Here is an 18,164-nt window from a genome sequence, read left to right as displayed (position 1 = left end):
ATGGCTGGAGCCAACGACAGCGGCCGGCAGGCTGCCCACCTGATCCACAACCTCCAGGACATCAACTTTCTCAAGATCGCGCTGATCGTGAGCGGCACGGCGGTCGCCATTGTCGTGATCCGGCGGTCACTGCCGTTCCTGGCCGAACGCGGGCCGAACCGGCTGCGTCTTTTTCTTCTCGGCGCGGTGCCGATTCTGCGGCTTGCACTGCTGGCGTTCGCCATCCTCTGGCTGATTCCGATCGTGTTCAACGTGACCTTCCAGAACTTTCTGGTGATCATGGGCGCCGCCAGCCTGGCGATCGGCTTTGCTTTCAAGGATTACGTCTCCAGCCTCATCGCCGGCATTGTGGCGATCTTCGAGCGTCCTTATCGCCCGGGCGACTGGGTGAAACTCGGCGACACCTACGGCGAGGTGCTTTCGGTCGGGTTGCGCGCAGTGCGTATCAATACGCCGGACGACAACGTCGTCACCGCGCCGCACGACACGCTCTGGAACTCGAACATCGCGAACGCCAACGATGGTTCGCGCACGCTCATGTGCGTGGCCAACTTCTATGTCGCACCGGCTCACGATGCACAGAAAGTCCGCGCCGCGCTACACGAAGTCGCGCTCACCAGTGCCTATCTGGAATACGACAAACCCATTGTCGTGGTGCTGTCGGAAACGCCCTGGGGCACGCACTACAAACTGCGCGCCTACCCGTTCGACATGCGCGATCAATTCCTGTTCATCAGTGACATGACGGTTCGCGGCAAGGCGGCGATCACGGCACTCGGCGCCCGGGCCGCAAGCGTACCGGCCGGCATGGCGGCGCCCCCGAGCCCATGACCGGCGGCGAATCCGGTCTCTCGCTCGGCCAGCACAGCGGCCGATTGCGCCGACACCACGCGCCTCAAGATCGATCCGCCGGAAGCATGAATCGGTCGTCCGGCCTCCGCTCGCCGGCGCCGAACGATCGCTTCACGCCCCGCGATTTCGCGCTATTGCGCCCGGCCGGCGGCGCCATCCGGTTGCGTCGATGAGCCCGAGGTGTCGGACGGTGTCTGCTCCTGGCCCTGGGACGAGCCCGGCTTCATGGCGGCGCCCTGATTCGTCATCCCGGACCCGGCTTCCATCGAGCCGTGGCCCGTGGGTTTGTGATGATGTTTCCAGGCCATGCGATGACGCTCACCACGCCGGCTCGATTGCGCTAGCTGGTGAATCAGCGGCTGGGCCGCCTGGATGCAGCCTTTGAGCGGTTCATCGCCGCATTGAACGCGCAGGCGCCGGCCGTGGCCGAGTTGCAGATCGAAACCCTTGCCCTGCAGCGCGGCGGGGCCGCCCGGGGGCGGCGGTGGCGGGTGATGATGGCCGGCCGGCTTGGGTGGCGGACGGGGCGGGCCCGCGTCCGGCGATGATGGTTGCGCCAGGGCCAGGCCACCGCTGGCCAGTACGATACCGATGGCGGCGAGACTTGTTCTCAACATGGCAGCTACTCCGCTGTATCGAGGGATAAGCCGGCGCGATACGCGGTGCCGGTCGGCCATGCTTAGCACGGGCCGACCAGCCCCGGATAGCCATATGATTAATCCGATACAAAAACAGCTGAAAATCCGCTGTTTTTCAACGCCCTCGAAAACAAAAGCCGGTACATGTCCGTCTTTTGTTTTTGACGACTTCGCGGCCGACGGCCGCCGCGGCGGCCGAACGCTTTCAGCTGCCGCTGTTGCCGTTATGCCAGTCGCACACCCCATTGCCGACCTTGTCGCTGCCGCAGCTCGGGTAATCCGGCTGTGGCGGGAAGGCCGGCATCCAGCTCGGTGCCTGCGGGTAGGTCTTGGGGTGGGCCTTTATCTTGGCCATCAGCATATGCACCGCTTTTTCCAGCTGCGCATCGTGCCCGGCGTTGAGATCCTCCGGCTTGTCGTGGACGCGCACGTCGGGCTCCACGCCGATGTTCTCGACGATCCATTGGCCGTGGGTTCCGTACATGCCGTTATCCGAGACCACGAGGCTGCCGCCACCGAGCAGATCGAACGACCCGTCGTAGCCGCGCACGCCGGCCCAGGTCCGGCTGCCGATGGTGGGGCCGAGATGATCCTTCTTGAACATGTAGGCGAAGATATCGCCATCGGAGGCCGAACCGCGATTGATGAGCGCGGCCATATAGCCCATGGGCGCATTCGGGGTCGGGCTGGTGGCCCGATAGCGATTGGTGAACATGCCATCGAGCTGGCGATCGATGCGATCGAACAGCATCGGGTCGATGAAACCGCCGAGGTTCCAACGGTCGTCGAAGATAATCGCCTTCTTGTTGCGCTGGCTGTAGTACTGGCGGATGAACTCCTTCATCCCCGTGGCTTCCATGTCTTCCAGATAGACGTAGCCGATCTGGCCGTCCGACATCTTGTCGACGGTCTGACGGTTATGCCGGATCCAGGCCAGCAGGTGCAGCTTGTGCGCATTCGCGACCGGCTCGACATGAATGACGTACGCATTCTTGCCGTCGGCATCATCCGCCACCTTGAGCGAGATGGTGTCGCCATTGGTGCCTTGAAGCAGCTTGTACGGGTTGGTCGGGGCCTTGAGCGGTTGGCCATTGATCGCCAGTAGATAGTCGCCGGCCTTGACCTTCAGGCCCGGCTGGTTGAGCGGCGCCCGGTAGCCCGGCACCGTGTTGTCGCCCTTGTAGATCTTCGCGATCTTGTAGCGGCCGGAGTCCGGGTCCAGCGCGAACTCGGCGCCAAGATCGGCCGTGGGGTTGGCCGGCGTCTTCCAGCCATCGTTGCCGCCGCGCACGTACATGTGGCTTTCACCGGTCGTGCCCATGGCATTGGCAATCAGCCAGTCGACATCGCGTCGGGTGGCGGCGCGATCCAGCAGCTTGCGATAGCGCGCGTCGATCGCCGGCCAGATCTTGTGGATCAGCTTCGGATCGAGGAAGTAATCGCGCACGTCCCGCATGGCTTCGCCGTAGGCGGTCGGCCATTCGGCCTCGGGCTGAACCCAGCGCTTCAGTCCCGACAGATCGATCTTGTCGACGGCATCGTCGCCCGGGTTCTTGACGAACGACGCCGGCCGCGTCGTCCAGTTTCCCTTGTGCTGGTAGAACAGGGTGCTGCCATCGGCTGAAAGCGCGACATGTTTGACGTCGGTCTCCAGCGTGTGGTCCTTGCGTTTGTCCATGTCGTAGGCGCGCAGCGCCGACTGCTCGCCCGACAACGGTCCTTCGATGGTCTGGCTCGGCTGGGTGGTGTAGTAGACCACGCCCTTGGCCTCGGCCACGCTTGATATATCGGCATCCGGCACCGGCAGGCGCACCGCGCGGCCCATCAGGCCAGTGACATCGATATCGATCGGCTTGCGGCCGGTCTTGTGTTCGGATTTCTTGTCGCTTTCCTTACCGTTGTTCGAACTGCTGTCGTGCGCCTTGGCGTTCTTCTTGTGGCTATCGTCGTCGCTGCTTGCCGAATCGTCGCCGAGCCCTTTGGTGGCCGAACGTACGCGGGGGGCGATCGGTGAAGGCGTGTCCTTTTTCAGGGTCGCGGCATATAGGCCGCTACTTTTCAGGCCCGCAGTGATCTCGTCGAAATTCGAGAAGGTCGGATTGACGATACGCTGGGATACGAAGAACAGATATTTACCGTCGTCCGAGAAGAACGGGTCGGAATCGTTGTACTGGCCATCTCCGAGCCGGGTCAGCTTGCCGTCGGTGACGTGGTACAGATAAATCGCCTGGATATTCGGCACGGTCATGTTGCCGATCGGCTGCGGAATCGCCTTGGAAAACGCCAGCCAGTCGCTGCCCGGTGACCAGTGCAGATCGGAGAAATTGCCGCGCGTCTTGCTCGGATCGCGCGTGATCCGGGTCCGCTTGCCGGATTTCACGTCGATCATCCAGAGCGTCTGATCGGCATCGACATAGGTCAGGTGCTTGCTGTCCCGGCTCCAGGAAAGCGGGCCGTGCACGCTGAGCTTGTCATGCGTGAGTGCCTTCGGCTTGCCGCCATCCGCCGGGCGAACGTACACCGCCTGGTGATCGCCCTCGGCGCCGATATAGGCGATCTGCTTGCCGTTCGGCGACCAGGCCGGATCGCGCTGATCGGCCGCCGGATTCTGGGTGAGTGTGTTGGCGCTGCCGTACTTGGCCGGCACGGTGAACAACGCGCCGCGGGCCGAAAACACCGCCAGATGCCCGTTCGGCGCGATCGCCGATCCATCGACGTGGCCCTCGACCTTGGCCCAATGCGGCATCGCCTTCACGCCGTTCAGCGGCACGCGCACGTTGAGCTTGGTCAGATCCTGATTCTTGGTGTTGTAGACATACAGATCGCCGCCGTCGGAGAAGGTGATCTTGTTGCCGCCCAGGGTCGGGAAATCGATGTCGTAGGTCGAAAAATGCGTCAGCTGCGTAAACTGCTTCGTCTTCTGCGAGTAGGCCCAGAGATTCTGGATATGGTTGGGACCGCGGTCGGAACTGAAATAGATCGTATCGCCCGACCACATCGGCCATACATCCGCGCCCTTCCAGTGCGTGATGCGATGGCTCTTGCCGTTCTTGTAATCGAAGGTCCAGATATCCTGGGCCTGGCCGCCGTAATAATGCTTGCGATGAAACGGCCGGTAGACCCGGGCGAGCTTGTTGTAGGCCACGGTGTGATCGTTGGGCCCGAACGACAGCGGCCCGGTCCAAGGGATCGGCAACTTCTTCGGCAGGCCGCCGCCGACCGGCACCGTGTAGGCGTGCATGACCTGCGGATTGAAGCTATCGCGCCGGGAAAGAAACACCACGTTGTTACTGTCCGGCGTCCAGCCCAGCACCCGGTTGTCGGTACTCGGCTTGAGCTTGCCGCCATCGCTCGGGTTGTTGATCGAATGATAAGTCAGGCGTCGCACCCGGCCGCCGGCGGCCGGCACGATGTAGACATCCGTGTTGCCTTGATACCAGCCGGTAAACGCGACCCATTTGCCGTTCGGCGAAAAATGTGCGTCCTCGTCGAAACCCGGGTCGTCGGTCAGCTGCGTGGCCATACCCCCGTGTGTGGTCGTTTTCCAGAGATTGCCGCCGGCTTCGAAGACCACGGTGTCGCCATGAACGGTCGGATAGCGCATCAACGGCGGCGCGGACTGCCTGGCACCGGCGGCCGGCTTTTGGGCGGTGTCGGCGTGCGCCATCGGGATCACGCCGGTCGTCACCGCGAACAACGTCGCCGCGCTACCCAAAACTGTCTTCAAAGCCATGGAATCCCTCGTTTGTTGTTCGAATCACCCGCGAGAGCCGCAACCCACGATGCCCCTGCTTTCACGCCCGGGCGCGCAAGAAACGCGCCATCGCCTGAGCCAGCCGCATGACCGGTCGGCCGGCCCCCGTGGAACGGCGGGCGCACCGAGTTCGTGCAGTATGCAATATCGTGGCCCGACAACGACGCACGTTCGTGCGGGCGTATCGGCCGCGACCGGGCCGCGCCACCGCATGTTCCGGCTGGTAGCGGACATCAGGAGCGCGCGCGGCCAAGTATCGACTTAGCGCCCATGCCAATAGGCTCTTACGCGTGGGGCGCGATGACGCCGCCGACGTCAAATGCCGTGTAGTGCTGTTCGCTCGGCCGCCCGCGCAGCGCCCAGAGCCGGCGGGCCGCCGGATCGGCCACAACCGCGCCGCAGGTCGTCATCCGGGTGACTGGCGTGGGCGGGTAACAGATCGCCTGCGTATCGCGCGTTACGCTTGCCAGACGCGCGACATCAATCGGGCCGGGCTCGGCCAGCAATGCCCGGGCGCGGGCCAGGCGTTTCTCGCTGTGGGCCTGTGCCTCGGGTAGCCGCGGGCGCTCGGCCTCCCGCGTGGCGTCGGCCAGACAATGATTGGTATGCACGATCACGTCGTCGGCCAGCGGTGTGATCTCGCGCCGGGTCGCCGTGGCCTCGACGTTCATCCCCTGGCCGTCCGGCCCCACCAAGAGATAATTGTGGGCGCCGGCCAGTTCGGCCTCCGCCAGGCGCTCGGCAGCCGCCTCGAAATCGGTCTGGGCCAGCACTTCGCGGACCACGAAATTCCAGGTCACGCCGACCCGCCCATCGTTGCCGGTGAGGTTATTGATGCCGATGGTGATGCCGGCCTCGTTCATGCCGATCATGCCCAGACAGCCGCGGCTGGTGAACACGGTGAAGGCCGGCGCATCGTCGGGCGTACCGCGCAGCACGAACACATGCTCGGTCGCGGTTTCATGCATGTCCCAGGTCTGGGCGAACAGTGCTTGCCCGGTGGCACTACGGGCACCAGGCACGATCATCGCCGTGCAGTTGTCGGCCGCGTGCGGCGCCGGTCGGCTGCCGCTGAACGCCGCAAAGCCGGTATCGACGAAATCCGTGAAGCCGCTGACGATCAGCATCTCTTCCGGTAACAAACCGGCCGCATCCGCCATGGCGCGCAGTTCCGCGGTCAATCGCGGCGAATAGGCCTCGTGCGCCGCCAGACATTCTCCCGCCAGAGCGAGCACCTCCGCACGCGGCCGGTCCTCACCCACCCAGAGCGCCTGACCGGCCCGCGCGACACGCTCGTCCGCGAACCGCCGGATCGGTTCGGCATACGTCAGGCCATGCGCGCGACCGATGGCCGAGGCACTGCCCGTGGCTTCGAGTACGGGAATATCCATGCGAGTAATCAACGATGATGATGACGCCTTCAATCTAAGCGCTGGCCGCTCGACCGAGCAAATTGAATCAGCATTTTGAGTAATTGTGACGCGACCTTCGGCTACTTAGGTTAAAACGCAGTCGAGCGGACCTGCACGATAAGCCGCGCAGGCCGCTCACTTCCACAATATACCGGCCGCACAGGGGGAAGGCCGCCCTTCTTGATCTGCGTGCGTCTGCGTTAATCTGTGAATGGTTTTCGTCCGGAGCAATAGTCTTTGTTTATACGCAGATACACGCAGATGAAAGACGCGGTTCGACAAATCGGACGCGACGGTCAGCTGGCAAGGTGCCAGCTGGGCGTTGGGCAGCAAGGAGGTAAGTATGTATTTGTCGGCAAATACTATCGCCGAAATGGCAGGACAGAAGAAAGTTCACTTCCTCAATGAAAATGCCGCTCGCATCAACAAGTCTCTTGGAGATGCTGTGGGGCTCAAGAATATTGGCGTTCATCTGATCACAGTAGAGCCGGGATATTTTTCAACGGAATTGCATGCGCATCTCTTCGAGGAAGAATGCATCTACGTCCTCTCAGGTCATGGCACCGCGACAATGGGAGCAGAGAGCCACAGCATCGGTCCCGGAGATTTTATCGGCTACCCCTTGAATGGCGAGGCTCACTGTATGGAGGCTGAGGGTCCAGAGCCTTTGGTCTGCCTCGTTGTCGGACAGCGCCTCGCGCAGGACGTCACTGATTATCCCAATCGCAGGAAGCGACTCTATCGCAACAACGGCGAATGGGATGTTGTTGAGTATTCGAACATCCAACACGTTAAGCGGTAGTGCGGCTATGCTACTCAACGAGGCGGCTGGGCTTGGACGTCCGTCGAGGCCCAATGGGACGGGGTAACGAGACTATGGACGAGTATCGGTTCCGCGAAGCTCGGCTGGACGAACTTGCAGTTCTCGTCGATATGCTCGCGGACGATGAGCTTGGTCAAACCCGTGAGTCGCCCGGCACACCGCTGGACCGCGGCTACGTTGCAGCGTTCACAGCCATTCAAAAAGATCCCAATAATGAGTTGATAGTATGTGAATCGGGCGGCGAACTGCTTGGCATGCTTCAAATCACATTCCTGCCTTACTTGACCTATGTCGGGAGTTGGCGAGCGCTGATCGAAGGCGTTCGTGTTGCGTCGTCTCACCGCGGAAAAGGAATTGGCGCCAAGCTTTTCGAATGGGCGATAGAAAGAGCTGAAGAACGAGGCTGCCTGATCGTCCAGCTGACGAGCGACAAGTCGCGGCCGGACGCGATCCGTTTTTACGAAAAACTCGGATTTAAAGCCTCACATGAAGGAATGAAGCTTTGGCTCAACTAGCAGAGCCCAATGGGCGATGCACCCGTCGTTCGCCGGAAAGCTGCCTTTCTTGACCTGCGTGCATCGGCATCGATCTGCGGATAGCTCTCGTCTTTTATTCCGCAAATGCACGCGAATCAGTGCCGATAAGAAGGAAGGTCAAGTCACTGCTGCTTCGCGTGCGAGCACAATCGCGTTGTCAATCTTTTGACTGCTGACTGCGCTTTGCACCTGATCAAGCGACGGTTTTCTTTTTTAAATGCGAGGCCGCTCGAATTGCGCAAGGCGATCGAACACGATTTCGTCGGCCCGCCGCACGATGCCTCGTTGCACGCGCTGATCCACGATGCCGCGCGCGCCGCGGCAAACCGCTGCGCATGCGGGTCCAGGTGCGCAGCTTCGAAGGCATCTGCCGCATGATCGCCTCTGGCCTGGGTATCGGCGTTTTGCCCAATGAGGCCGTGAGTACCCATGTCGCCACGCTGAACCTGCACATGATCGAGCTTACCGACACCTGGGCGCATCGCGAATTTCGCATCGCCTATCGCGACTTCGACAACTTGCCCGTGCTAGCGCGCGAGATGGTCGAGCACTTGCCTCCGACTAGTGAAGCGCTGCCCTTGTCTGCCCCCCCTCTTTTTTCGGCGCTGCGCTTTTACCCGCGAGATCATAGTGACGTGCCGCAATCTTCTTTGTCCATGGTAAGGTTGCTAGAGGTGCAACCGAGTGTGACTAGCGATGAAGACGACAACAGGAATCAAGCTGGATGAAGCAACGCGGGCAAGATTGCAGGCGCTCGGAGGCCTGAAAGAGCGCTCGCCGCATTGGCTGATGAAGCGTGCAATCGCAGAATACCTTGATCGCGAAGAACGCTACGAACGCGAAAAGAAGGAAGATATGCAGCGTTGGCGACAGTACCAAGAGTCCGGCGCCTACATCGATCATGCTGATATGCGGGAGCATCTAAGCGCGCTAGCGGCGGCCGCACGCGATAGAGCTGATGCCCCAAAGTGAGATTGCGCTGGCTGCCCGAAACACGGGATGACATTCAACGACTGTTCGAATTTCTTTTATATCAAGACACCCTTGCTGCAGAACGAGCCATGACGTTGATCGCAGAGGGCGCAAACAAGTTGTTGGAGATGCCTGAAATCGGGCGGCCAATAAACGACGGCAACCACCGTCGGGAACTATACTTACCGTTCGGCGCTGGATCCTATGTTTTGCGCTACCGACTCGACGGCGGCACCATCGTCATTATCCGTGTATGGCATAGCCGGGAACAACGCATTTGACACGTTTACCGTCTGTGCATGCGTAAGCATGCGCTTTCTGGGTTCTCGAAGCCGTCCGTGTCTGCCCCCTTTCTCCCCTGCACCTGATGCTGGCGCCGAAAGACCGGACGTATCAACACGTCGAGGGCGAAGCCATCGCCCGCCCGTCGCAATAAATCCCTTCAATGAGCTTCAGCATGCGCATTCTCGTTGCCAATGTGAACACAACGACCTCGATGACCGACGCCATCGCGCAGCAGGAGCGCGCCGTGGCGAACCCCGGCACCGAGATCATCCCCATCACCCCGGCTTTCGGCGCCGAATCCATCGAAGGCAACTACGAAAGCTATGTGGCCACCGTGGCCGTCATGGAAACCATTCGGGCCTATGACGGCGAATTCGATGCCATCATCCAGGCCGGGTACGGCGAACGCGGCTGCGAGGGGCTCCAGGAGCTTTTCGATGTCCCGGTGGTCGACATCACCGAGACCGCCGCAGCCACGGCCTTGTTCGTCGGTCATCGCTAATCGGTCGTTACCACGCTCGACCGCGCCGTACCGATGATCGAAGACCGGCTCAAACTGGCCGGACTGAGCGATCGGCTGGCGTCCGTGCATGCCAGCGGCCTGGCCGTGCTCGAACTCGAGCGAGACCCCGAGGTCGCGATCGAAGCTATTGTGGCCAAGGCCTTGCACGCTGTGGAGGTCGATCGCGCGGAGGCGATCTGTGTCGGCTGCGGCGGCATGGCCGGGCTCACGAGCCGAGTCGTGGCACAAACCGGCGTGCCGGTCATCGACGGCGTATCGGCCGCGGTCAAGCTTACCGAAGGCTTGGTCGCTCAGAACCTGTCAACATCCAAGGCTCGCACGTTCAGCGAGCCGCGCGAAAAGCGCCTCGTCAATTGGCCACCCGCGCTCTGAGCAAGCGCTCGGTATCAAAGCGCTGCACGTCGAGTGACTCGAAAATCACTCGACGTGCCCGACGAGCGGGACTCATCATTAGCAGACGACGGCTATGGTCATCGCCTCAATCGATCCCCAAAGGGTTCGAGATCCGCAGTTGCCAGATACCATCGGCGTTGCGTTCGGCCACCTGGGTCGCAACGCCGCTCTCTACGATCTCATCCTGATCGGGCGGGGCGATACGGATCGTCCACTCGAGTAGCAGTAGTGCGATGTCACCGCTTGCGATGACCCGGGGAACGCCGTTACGTATTTGGGGCCGTGCGATCATCAGCCGAGCGAATGCGTCGCGCAGTGCGTCGTGACCTTCGGCGATCGTGCGGCCATCCTGCATCCGCATCGTTGCCTCCGGGTGAAAGAGCGACATAACCGCGTCGAGATCGCCGCGATTGAGCGCCGCGTCGAATAGCGCGGCCACCGCCTCCGGCCGTGCCGCCGCCTCCGATGCGCCCGAACATTCGGTATCGACGAATTCAGCAATGAGGGCCGCCAGCGCCTGCGGCGCTTCCCGCGGGATAAGATGCCCAACGCCCGGTATGATCTGCATCGCCACACCGGGCAGCGACGGCAGGACGACGCGTTGCAACATGTCGATCGAATCGACCTTGTCGTGTTCGCCGCCGATCACTCGAACCGGGACGTCAATCCGCGCCAGGTCGGCACTCACGTCCTCGGATATCGCCGTATGCGGCCAGAACTGTTTTGCAGCGTTCGCGCCGCCGAGACTGTCGGCGATCACCTGATCGCGCATGGCGGGCGATAGCTTGCGTTCGCTCAAGACGTTATCGATAGTCCAGCCGACCGATTCCGGCGCGGCATAGGCGCCTGCCATCGCGTCGCGTTCCGGCCCCGGCAACGATTTGCCTTCCGCGGGTGACGGCGCCACCAGTACGAGCCCCGCCAAACCGGAGGGGCGACGCGAAGCCAATAGCTGCGCCACCTTGCCGCCCATCGAATGGCCAACCAGCACGTAGCGATTCAGGCCGAGCGCGGCGATTACGGCTTCTACGTCGTCGGCCATGGTCGCAATATCGTAGCCGTCGTCGGGGCGATCCGATCGGCCCCATCCGCGAGCATCCAAAGCGATCTTGCGTAGATTCGCCGGCAGCACTGCCATCACTGCTTGCCAGGTTCGAGCCGTGCCGCCCCAGTAGTGGCGGAAAACGAGGGCTAGCGGGCCTTGGCCGCTATCGTCGGCGTGCAGCGTCAATCCGTTCGCGTTGATCTTCATGGCTTGTCTCCTATGCGTTAAAGCGCTTCGAGCGTCGAAACAAATCATAGGAGGCCTCGATTTAAGCGATAATCCCTTTTTTTCGACATGCACTCGATAACATAGGTATCGAATAAATCATGGACCGATTCACCGGACTTTCGGTTTTTACGGCCGCCGTCGAACAGGGCAGCCTGGCAGCGGCGGCACGAACCCTTGGGATCACGCCGGCCATGGCCAGCAAGCATCTCGCCGCGATCGAGGCATCATTAGGCGTGCGGCTCATGCACCGCACCACGCGCCGTCTTCATCCGACCGACGTCGGCCAGGAGTATTATCAGCGCAGCCGGCATATCCTCGAATCGCTCGATGACGCCGACCGCGCCGCACGCGAATTGCAGGATCAGCCGCGTGGCACGTTACGAGTCACTGCTCCGACGACGTTCGGGGCACTGCACATGGGCGCCCCGGTGGCCAAATACATTCGGCGCTACCCGCACGTCGACGTCGAGATGACGCTCGACGACCACTTTATCGATCTCGTGGCCGGCGGTTTCGATGTCGCGATCCGGATCGGTGACCTGCCGGACTCGAGTCTGGTCGCACGCCCCCTTGCACGTACCGAGATGATCGCCTGCGCCGCCCCATCCTATCTGGCCGAACACGGCCGGCCGGCAGCGCCATCAGATTTGAGCCATCATGATCGCCTCGCGTTCAGCGAAGCCATTTCGGCCGGCGACTGGGGCTTTACCGACACGGACGGCCAAATGCATAAGGTCTCCGGTCGTTCACGGTTTTCCGCCAACAACGTGGAAATGCTGTTAGCCGCCGCCTTGCGTGGGGCCGGAATCGCTTATGGACCCCGCTTCGTGTTCCACCGCCATCTGGCCACCGGCGACTTGGAACAGATCCTGGGAAATTGCACGACCCGAAGCCTCGGCATTCATGCGGTCTATCCCTCGGCCCGGTTAGTCGGCGCCAAAGTACGCCGCTTCATCGAGTTGCTCGAGGAATGGTTTGGCTCGTCGGCCGAGTGGCGCGGATAGGGAATCAATTAGCAATCAATAAAACGCGTAATGTGAGCGCACGATTGCTCCGTGTCCGCGTTCGACCCAAAGCAGCCATTCCTCTATTCGCTTTGGCAGTTATTAGGACTCGGGCCTTCTCACTGAAGGCTTTACCGTTCCTGATACCGCCAGCGCTGTGCCACTTCAGTTAGTTTTTGGGAATCCAACGGCTCAGACTGCCAGCCTTTATCGAAATCGACATCATTGGACTTAGGAGTTTCATCAACGCGTAACTCGCGAATGATTATTCGCGACGGGAGCGCGGCCGCTTGCCCGACGAAGATCGCTTCACGGCGTCGCAATCCAGGAAGCATCTTGGATAGCCCCGTCATCGAATCTGGCAGCACACCTCTTACGTGTTCTCGATCCGCGTCATTCGTAGTCCGTAGAACCAGCCAGGAGTTGCACTGCGACAGCACCGTAGTCTCCACCTCACTAGGCCTTTGAGACACAAGCAAGAGACTGAGGCCGTATTTACGACCTTCTTTCGCTATACGGCGTATAGCACTTTGCGCCTCTTCGTATTGCGCTTCGCCTCTGTTCGGAACATACCTATGTGCCTCTTCGCAGACGAGTAACACTGGACTGGATTCGCGCTCATTAGAGGTTTGCCAAACCTTTATTGAGAATAACATTCTGCTAACTACTGAAGTGGTAACACCGGCCACCTCATTCGGAACACCAGAAAGATCAATGACTCTCACCATCGAGCCTTCCCCGACTAACTGCGCAAGAATCTCAGCCAGGTCGTCCGAATCACCACTCCATGGACGCATCATAAAGCGGAGCCGGTCATCGTTTATCAATGACTCAAGCTTCCTGAGAACTTTTCCGTAATCCTGATGATCTTTACGGTTTTTATTATCGGGACGCTGCGCGTTGATAGCACCGACAAATCCTTCGGTATATCTCCCGCCATCTCGCTCGCCAAACTCATCTAAACCACGGGGGTCTCCCAAGACGTATGGGATCGGCGCATCGACTGTGGTTCTTTCTGTGACGAAACCAAGCTCGCTTGCGGCTTGAGACCTCGCCTCCAACAGCGCATTCTTCACGATATTTGCTTGCGACGTTGCAGCGTGTTCTGTTTTACCTACTAGAAGTCCGATTGTCTCTTCCAAATTCAGCATCCAATACGGTAGGGCTAATGAACCCTCGTCCGTGGATAACCTTCGGTGATCCGCAAACGCCGCGCCATATTCGTTATGCGGATCAAGAACGATGATCCTTGGGTTCCAATTTTGGTAACCACATTTCTGGCCATGGTTGACGATGCCATGTAAGAGTGCTGCTACAGCGCCGGATTTCCCTGACCCCGTAGAGCCGAGAATCGCAGTATGCTTGCCCAATAACTCATTCAAGTCTGCGTAGCACGGCGCATTGCTAGTGCCCACATGAGTTCCGAGTTCGATTGCCGGCCGTCCAGTACCGCCGTATATATTTCGCAACTCAGATTTCGGCGTTAAATATACTGTTTGTTGCGGAAGCGGATATGTCGACACACCTCGCTCAAAAATGAATTTTGGCAACCCGGCTTCGTCTACACCCCAGCTTGCCTCTCCAAATAGTTCCGCTTCCACCACACGTTCATCTGGCGACGCATGAGGCGCCACGCCTTTCTCCGCCTCGTATTCGGCCTTCATTCGCAAACGCCCCACCATCCCGTATATTACCCGACGTCCGAAATGAATACGGATAATGGAGCCAAATTGGCCGATTGGGTAAGTCTCGCCCGCGTAAATCCTCGAAAGATCAGAAATATCAGAATCGAGCTCGGCTATGACCCGCGCGCCGTCTACTTCTATTATCTTTCCTATCGAAAGGTTGTGAATCGGATCTAAGGCGGTGGCAGCTGAGTTAATCACCGTTCCCCCTCCAACAACCGAACAAGGTTTTCAAACTTCCACCAAGGCAGATTTTGATCTGCCTGAATATGGTTATCTCCGTGAAAGAATCCACCCCCGCAGAATATAAGAATCTGTTCAGTCAACCCGGGATTTTCATGCCACTCTTTGAGAATTCCTGTAGGACTATCATCCGGACAAAACGCTGCGATAGTTAGATTGCCGCGGGAGGCTTTAAGCGCCCGGTCAAGTTCAATATTGATGTGGCTATCCCCGAAGCTGTAACCGCATGTTAGTAAGACCCTTTGATCGTTTCGCGGCGGATTGAGACAAAAGCGGGCGCGCTCAAGAAGCTCAGCGTAAGGATCTAATTGTGCTTCTCGGTACTTAGTAGCTGCAGGCCAGATGACAATCTGCGCCGGGGCTTCCTCGCCTAGAGAGAGCTTGGGACTAACCCGTCGCGGATAACGGTCCTCTGATAGCTGACACCAGTCAATGGAGCCGTGGAGTTTCAGTACCTTTGCGTGAAGAGTTGTTTGATCCAGAAGCGAGGGTTCCCACCACCCTGTTGCCCCCCGCTCATTCCATCCGAGAAGTTAACGCGCTCTAAGGCTAGAGCATCCTCGAATAGCGTGTCGTAGTTGAGTACTAGGTAATCAACATGTCTCTCAGTGCCAGATTTGCCCGGTCTAAGCGGTTGATGGAGGGTTCTTACCAAACGCTGATGCACCGAGGGATCTACACCGACAGAGATAGTCTCAGAGATTGCTGCTTTTATCTCACCGGCCGCTACTCGAAGGGTATTTCGGTCGTATGTATCGTCACCTATTCGTATTGCGTTGCGGTCCGCTCTTCTAACAAACCGTCGATCAGCAATTGCCAGGAGATCAACAAGTTCGCTTAAATAATCCTCAATATTTGCGTAATCAGCCCCTTCAAAACCATCTCGAATCGCACAAAGTAGTTTTTCTGATACTTCTGAAAGTTGCTCACTAACGAGCACTTTTTCTGTCAGCTCGACGGTCAGTGGTAACCCGGCGCACTTGCTACACCCCGCTCCAGCCAAAAAAACGCGGCGGCCCTGCGCCAACAGATCTTCGACGTTGTCGATTGCGACTTGGAAGCCACCTTCACGGATTGGCGCGAGGTCATCGACTGCTGTCATAGCCTTCCAACTTTTGTGTTTTAGACACGGTGCTGAAAGCTGGGAGAAGAGTCAATTAAGAGGTGTTTAGAGGGGTACAACTGGGACGGCCAGAAAGAGAGGGTGCTGGAAAGGACTTAGTTGAACGGCAATACAAGACGTTATCCACTGAGCAGTGACGGCTGTTGGCCGATAGCCGACGCTACAAGCCTAGCCGTACTCCGATAGCCTCCACGAAGACCCATCGGTCGGCAATAGAGGCGAAGCGACGCCGAGCACCACGGTTCAACTGGCGTTGTTGCCCCATCACCTGACCGCGCGGCGTGCCTATGCCCTGCCTTATCTGCGTTGATCCGTGTCGATCTGCGGACAATCATTTTCGAACAACGACAACGAGCCTTAACGAATCGCGAAACCCGGCTTGTCGACCCGGCAATTGTCGGCGCCGCTCCGTCCGCTTAGCGTAGTAATGCATTCCAAACGTTGACCGCCATGACCGAACCCGCTACCGCTTCGCCCCAGGCCCTGTCCGGTATCAAGGTGCTTGAGCTCGGCCAGCTCATTGCCGGGCCGTTCGCGGCCAAGCTGTTCGGCGAATTCGGCGCTGACGTGATCAAGATCGAGCCGCCCGGCACGGGTGATCCGCTGCGGCGCTGGCGGGTGATGCGCGATGGCACGTCGCTGTGGTGGCATGTCCAGACGCGCAACAAGCGCTCGGTCTCGCTCGACCTGAAATCGGCAGAAGGCCAGGCGATCGTGAAGAAACTGGTCGCCGAGGCCGATGTAGTGATCGAGAATTTCTCGCCCGGGCGGCTGGAGAAATGGGGGCTGGGCTGGGAAGACCTCGCGGCGATCAATCCCGGCCTGATCATGGTTCGTATCTCCGGCTACGGCCAGACCGGGCCCTACCGCGACCGGCCCGGCTTCGGCGTGATCGGCGAGGCCATGGGCGGGCTGCGTTATCTGTCGGGCCATCCGGGCGAGTCGTCGGTGCGCGTGGGCATATCGATCGGCGATTCGCTGGCCGCGCTGTACGGCGTGATCGGCGCGCTGCTGGCACTGCACGAGCGCGCGCGCTCCGGCCAGGGTCAGTACATCGATGTCGCGCTGTATGAATCGGTGTTCGCGATGATGGAATCGCTGATTCCGGAATACGACGCCGCCGGGATCGTGCGCGAACCCAGCGGCAGCGCCCTGCCCGGCATCACGCCGTCGAACGCCTATCCCTGCGCGGACGGCTCGGAAGTGCTGATTGCCGGCAACGGCGACTCGATCTTCAAGCGTCTGATGACCGCCATCGGCCGCGAGGACCTCGCCGAGGATCCGGACCTGGCCCACAACGACGGCCGTTCGCAACAGGCCGAACGGATCGACGGCGCGATCGCCGAATGGAGCCGGACACGCTCGCGCGACGACGTGCTGGAAACCCTGGAAGCCGCCCGCGTGCCGGCCGGCCACCCCTACACGGCCGCCGATATCGTGGCCGACGAGCACTACGCCGCCCGGCGCATGATCGAGACCATCACCACCGACGCGGGCCACGAGCTCAAGGTGCCGGCGGTGATGCCGCGGCTGTCGCGCACGCCGGGGCGCATCGACGGCGGCGGGCCGGCGCTGGGCGCGCATACCCGCGCGGTAATGGACGAGCTGGGCATCGACCGTGAAACCCAGGATGCGCTGTACGAGCGCGGCGTTCTTTACGACTCGGAGCATGCGCAATGAGCCATCGCGTATTCATCAACGATGTCGCCGCCCGCGACGGCTTCCAGATCGAGCCGCGCTGGATCGAGACCGCCGACAAGATCGCCTTCATCGACCGGCTGTCGGCCACCGGGCTGGCCAAGATCGAGGCGACTTCTTTCACCTCGCCGAAGGCGATCCCCAATCTGGCGGATGCCGCCGAGGTGATGCGCGGCATCCATCGGGCGCCCGACATCGACTATGTGGCCCTCATCCCGAACGTCAAAGGCGTCGAACGCGCACTTTCGGTCGGCACCGATGAGCTCAATTTCGTGATGTCGGCCTCAGACAGCCATGGCCGCGCCAATCTGCGCATGACCGCCGACGAATCGCTGGCACGCTTTGCCGACATGGTTGTGGCCGCCGAAGGGGCGGATGTGCGCCTGAACGCGTCCATCTCCACCGCCTTCGGCTGCCCGTTCGAAGGCCGCGTGCCGGCCGACCGCGTGATGGAGATCGTCGCGCGCATCGCGGATCTGGGCATCGCCGGGGTCACGCTGTGCGATACCACCGGCGTAGCCAATCCGCTGCAGGTCGCTGCCCTGTGCGAAGCCGTGCGCACGCGTTATCCGGGACTCGATCTCACCCTGCATCCGCACAATACGCGCGGCATGGGCCTGGCGAACGCACTGGCCGCCTGGCAAGTGGGCATAGCGCGCTTCGATGCCGCCCTCGGCGGCCTCGGCGGCTGCCCCTATGCGCCGGGTGCTTCCGGCAACATCTGCACCGAGGATCTGGTGCATATGTTCGCCTGCATGGGCGTCGACACCGGCGTGGATCTGGACGGCCTGATCGCGGTCAGCGAGACCCTGCCCAGCCTGATCGGTCATGACGTGCCCGGCCAGGTGGTCAAGGCCGGCAAGGCCGACCGGCGCTATCGGTTGCCGGCCGCAATCGCGTGATCGCCCGCGGCAGCTGATGGGCACGGGCCATCGGGTTTATCCTGCCGC

General features: G+C 60.5%; 16 protein-coding genes and 1 pseudogene. 10 read left to right on the top strand and 7 right to left on the bottom strand.

What is annotated here, in order from left to right:
* The gene (locus SALB1_RS12335) at positions 1-831 is read left to right on the top strand and encodes a mechanosensitive ion channel family protein (RefSeq protein ID WP_109994141.1); all 831 of its coding nucleotides are present in this window, start codon (positions 1-3) and stop codon (positions 829-831) included.
* A gap of 152 nt (positions 832-983) precedes the next feature.
* Here SALB1_RS12335 and SALB1_RS12330 read toward each other — a convergent pair whose 3' ends face one another.
* The 3 genes from SALB1_RS12330 to SALB1_RS12320 all read right to left on the bottom strand — a co-directional run bounded on the left by SALB1_RS12330 (position 984) and on the right by SALB1_RS12320 (position 6,635).
* A complete protein-coding gene (locus SALB1_RS12330; protein ID WP_109994140.1) occupies positions 984-1,469 on the bottom strand; it encodes a hypothetical protein in 486 nt (161 codons plus the stop codon).
* Between the two features lie 226 nt (positions 1,470-1,695).
* The gene (locus SALB1_RS12325; RefSeq protein WP_109994139.1) at positions 1,696-5,223 is read right to left on the bottom strand and encodes a S41 family peptidase; all 3,528 of its coding nucleotides are present in this window, start codon (positions 5,221-5,223) and stop codon (positions 1,696-1,698) included.
* Positions 5,224-5,528: 305 nt separating this feature from the next.
* Entirely contained in the window at positions 5,529-6,635 is a 1,107-nt protein-coding gene (locus tag SALB1_RS12320; RefSeq protein WP_109994138.1) for a C45 family peptidase, read from the bottom strand.
* Between the two features lie 364 nt (positions 6,636-6,999).
* On the opposite strand from SALB1_RS12320, the gene SALB1_RS12315 reads away from it, so the two are divergent.
* The 6 genes and pseudogenes from SALB1_RS12315 to SALB1_RS19540 all read left to right on the top strand — a co-directional run bounded on the left by SALB1_RS12315 (position 7,000) and on the right by SALB1_RS19540 (position 10,167).
* Entirely contained in the window at positions 7,000-7,458 is a 459-nt protein-coding gene (locus SALB1_RS12315) for a cupin domain-containing protein (protein WP_109995413.1), read from the top strand.
* A gap of 74 nt (positions 7,459-7,532) precedes the next feature.
* Complete coding sequence (locus SALB1_RS12310; RefSeq protein WP_109995412.1) at positions 7,533-7,994, top strand: GNAT family N-acetyltransferase; 462 nt, start codon at positions 7,533-7,535, stop codon at positions 7,992-7,994.
* Positions 7,995-8,191: 197 nt separating this feature from the next.
* Positions 8,192-8,743, top strand: coding sequence for a LysR substrate-binding domain-containing protein (locus tag SALB1_RS12305; protein ID WP_109994137.1), 552 nt, complete (start codon positions 8,192-8,194; stop codon positions 8,741-8,743).
* Positions 8,712-8,987, top strand: a complete 276-nt coding sequence (locus SALB1_RS12300) for a CopG family ribbon-helix-helix protein (RefSeq protein WP_109994136.1) — start codon at positions 8,712-8,714, stop codon at positions 8,985-8,987. Before SALB1_RS12305 ends, SALB1_RS12300 begins: the two co-directional genes overlap by 32 nt.
* Positions 8,984-9,268: a type II toxin-antitoxin system RelE/ParE family toxin gene (locus tag SALB1_RS12295; RefSeq protein ID WP_109994135.1), complete on the top strand. Its 285-nt coding sequence runs from the start codon at positions 8,984-8,986 to the stop codon at positions 9,266-9,268. The genes SALB1_RS12300 and SALB1_RS12295 overlap by 4 nt, the downstream gene beginning before the upstream one ends.
* A 176-nt stretch (positions 9,269-9,444) precedes the next feature.
* Positions 9,445-10,167 (top strand): annotated as a pseudogene (locus tag SALB1_RS19540) (aspartate/glutamate racemase family protein).
* Positions 10,168-10,273: 106 nt separating this feature from the next.
* Here the strand turns inward: SALB1_RS19540 and SALB1_RS12285 are convergent.
* Complete coding sequence (locus SALB1_RS12285) at positions 10,274-11,440, bottom strand: alpha/beta fold hydrolase (RefSeq protein ID WP_109994134.1); 1,167 nt, start codon at positions 11,438-11,440, stop codon at positions 10,274-10,276.
* A gap of 119 nt (positions 11,441-11,559) precedes the next feature.
* Here SALB1_RS12285 and SALB1_RS12280 point away from each other — a divergent pair, with 119 nt between their 5' ends.
* On the top strand, positions 11,560-12,465 hold the full coding sequence (locus tag SALB1_RS12280; protein ID WP_109994133.1) for a LysR family transcriptional regulator: 906 nt from the start codon (positions 11,560-11,562) through the stop codon (positions 12,463-12,465).
* A 131-nt stretch (positions 12,466-12,596) separates the two neighbouring features.
* On the opposite strand, the gene SALB1_RS12275 is transcribed toward SALB1_RS12280, so the two are convergent.
* From SALB1_RS12275 to SALB1_RS19530, 3 genes are read right to left on the bottom strand one after another with little or no spacing between them, the layout of a single operon-like run.
* Positions 12,597-14,351: an ATP-binding protein gene (locus tag SALB1_RS12275; protein ID WP_199678787.1), complete on the bottom strand. Its 1,755-nt coding sequence runs from the start codon at positions 14,349-14,351 to the stop codon at positions 12,597-12,599.
* Positions 14,348-14,827 carry a hypothetical protein gene (locus SALB1_RS19535; RefSeq protein ID WP_255414560.1) on the bottom strand — a complete coding sequence of 160 codons (480 nt, stop codon included), beginning with the start codon at positions 14,825-14,827 and terminating at the stop codon, positions 14,348-14,350. The genes SALB1_RS12275 and SALB1_RS19535 overlap by 4 nt, the downstream gene beginning before the upstream one ends.
* A 14-nt stretch (positions 14,828-14,841) precedes the next feature.
* Positions 14,842-15,495, bottom strand: a complete 654-nt coding sequence (locus tag SALB1_RS19530; RefSeq protein ID WP_255414388.1) for a hypothetical protein — start codon at positions 15,493-15,495, stop codon at positions 14,842-14,844.
* Between the two features lie 471 nt (positions 15,496-15,966).
* Between SALB1_RS19530 and SALB1_RS12265 the strand changes: the two genes are divergently transcribed.
* Together SALB1_RS12265 and SALB1_RS12260 are read left to right on the top strand one after the other, a co-directional pair.
* Positions 15,967-17,196 carry a CaiB/BaiF CoA-transferase family protein gene (locus SALB1_RS12265; protein WP_109994132.1) on the top strand — a complete coding sequence of 410 codons (1,230 nt, stop codon included), beginning with the start codon at positions 15,967-15,969 and terminating at the stop codon, positions 17,194-17,196.
* Positions 17,193-18,116: a hydroxymethylglutaryl-CoA lyase gene (locus tag SALB1_RS12260; RefSeq protein ID WP_109994131.1), complete on the top strand. Its 924-nt coding sequence runs from the start codon at positions 17,193-17,195 to the stop codon at positions 18,114-18,116. Before SALB1_RS12265 ends, SALB1_RS12260 begins: the two co-directional genes overlap by 4 nt.
* Positions 18,117-18,164 lie beyond the last annotated feature (48 nt).

Origin of the sequence: Salinisphaera sp. LB1 (assembly GCF_003177035.1) — a bacterium.
Taxonomy (GTDB): Bacteria; Pseudomonadota; Gammaproteobacteria; order Nevskiales; family Salinisphaeraceae; genus Salinisphaera.
This window is presented reverse-complemented; position numbering and strand designations above follow the sequence as displayed.

What these genes read in the sequence shown, in the direction of transcription:
- SALB1_RS19530 (WP_255414388.1), bottom strand. Translation starts at nt 15,495, where the DNA reads ATGACAGCAGTCGATGACCTCGCGCCAATCCGTGAAGGTGGCTTCCAA.
- SALB1_RS12325 (WP_109994139.1), bottom strand. Translation starts at nt 5,223, where the DNA reads ATGGCTTTGAAGACAGTTTTGGGTAGCGCGGCGACGTTGTTCGCGGTG.
- SALB1_RS12335 (WP_109994141.1), top strand. Translation starts at nt 1, where the DNA reads ATGGCTGGAGCCAACGACAGCGGCCGGCAGGCTGCCCACCTGATCCAC.
- SALB1_RS12320 (WP_109994138.1), bottom strand. Translation starts at nt 6,635, where the DNA reads ATGGATATTCCCGTACTCGAAGCCACGGGCAGTGCCTCGGCCATCGGT.
- SALB1_RS12330 (WP_109994140.1), bottom strand. Translation starts at nt 1,469, where the DNA reads ATGTTGAGAACAAGTCTCGCCGCCATCGGTATCGTACTGGCCAGCGGT.
- SALB1_RS12260 (WP_109994131.1), top strand. Translation starts at nt 17,193, where the DNA reads ATGAGCCATCGCGTATTCATCAACGATGTCGCCGCCCGCGACGGCTTC.
- SALB1_RS12310 (WP_109995412.1), top strand. Translation starts at nt 7,533, where the DNA reads ATGGACGAGTATCGGTTCCGCGAAGCTCGGCTGGACGAACTTGCAGTT.
- SALB1_RS12280 (WP_109994133.1), top strand. Translation starts at nt 11,560, where the DNA reads ATGGACCGATTCACCGGACTTTCGGTTTTTACGGCCGCCGTCGAACAG.
- SALB1_RS12300 (WP_109994136.1), top strand. Translation starts at nt 8,712, where the DNA reads ATGAAGACGACAACAGGAATCAAGCTGGATGAAGCAACGCGGGCAAGA.
- SALB1_RS12285 (WP_109994134.1), bottom strand. Translation starts at nt 11,440, where the DNA reads ATGAAGATCAACGCGAACGGATTGACGCTGCACGCCGACGATAGCGGC.
- SALB1_RS12315 (WP_109995413.1), top strand. Translation starts at nt 7,000, where the DNA reads ATGTATTTGTCGGCAAATACTATCGCCGAAATGGCAGGACAGAAGAAA.
- SALB1_RS12265 (WP_109994132.1), top strand. Translation starts at nt 15,967, where the DNA reads ATGACCGAACCCGCTACCGCTTCGCCCCAGGCCCTGTCCGGTATCAAG.